This window comes from Vibrio sp. Y176 (assembly GCF_033438945.1).
This window is the reverse complement of sequence record NZ_JAWOQS010000167.1, coordinates 1-958: the sequence shown is the minus strand read 5'-3', so window position 1 is coordinate 958 and position 958 is coordinate 1. Positions and strand designations below refer to the sequence as shown.

Annotated in this window: 2 protein-coding genes; one reads left to right on the top strand and one right to left on the bottom strand. The window is 46.6% G+C overall.

Annotated features, from left to right (window positions below):
* On the top strand, positions 1-289 hold a 289-nt coding region (locus R7O13_RS24880), incomplete at its 5' end, for a globin (protein WP_318304942.1).
* Between the two features lie 127 nt (positions 290-416).
* Here R7O13_RS24880 and R7O13_RS24875 read toward each other — a convergent pair.
* The coding region (locus R7O13_RS24875; RefSeq protein WP_318304941.1) for an SPFH domain-containing protein at positions 417-958 on the bottom strand (542 nt) is incomplete at its 5' end.

The window sequence follows — 958 nt, the reverse complement described above, 5'->3', positions numbered from 1 at the left end:
AGGTGGTATGCTCAAAGGTTCTATCGTCTTTTTTATGATGACAGACACGTCTTCTGATGCGCGAAAAATGATGGAAAAGTATGGCAAAAAGCACGGTATCGGTAACATTGGTATCAAACCCGAAGACATTGATATTTGGTTTGAAAGCTTATTGGAAACAGTACAAGAGTGTGATTATGAGTACAACTCCGACGTTGAAAAGGCATGGCGCGCTTGTTTTAAATCGGGTCTGGAAATCATGAAACGCGAATGTGGTACGCCGCCAAGTAAATCCGACACGGGTCAGTGATCGAAAGGTTTGTGATATCTAATATGAAGAAGCGGCCTTACTGTTTACACCAAACTCAACGAGACCAAACTAAGTCCGCTCAAGTTAAACCCAAGCCGCTTCCGCCCTTATTTGAAAATTAATGTGGCTATTCTTCTTTATCCTGCCCCTGATTCTTTTTAACGGCGTTGGCAATGTCCGTCACCGCTTCGACCAAATTAATTGGCATTGGGAAGATGATGGTTGAGGTTTTGTCCGTCGTAATTTCGGTTAAGGTCTGCATATAGCGTAATTGCAGCGCGTTTGGCGCTTCGTTTAGCATTTCTGCGGCTTCTTTCAGTTTGTTCGAGGCTTCCAATTCACCCGTTGCGTGAATCACTTTCGCTCGGCGGTTACGTTCCGCCTCGGCTTGTCGAGCCAGCGCGCGAACCATGCTGTCGTTCAAATCGACGTGTTTGACTTCGACGGTGGAGATTTTAATGCCCCAATCGTCGGTTTGTTGATCGAGAATGGACGGTAAATCCTTGTTGAGTCGTTCTCGTTCGGATAGCAGTTCATCCAACTCGTGTTGGCCCAGCACCGAGCGTAGCGTCGTTTGTGCTAACTGGCTGGTGGCATCGCTGTAACTTTCAATATTGTTGATTGCCATTTGTGGGTCAACCACGCGAAAATACACCACCGCGTTAACGC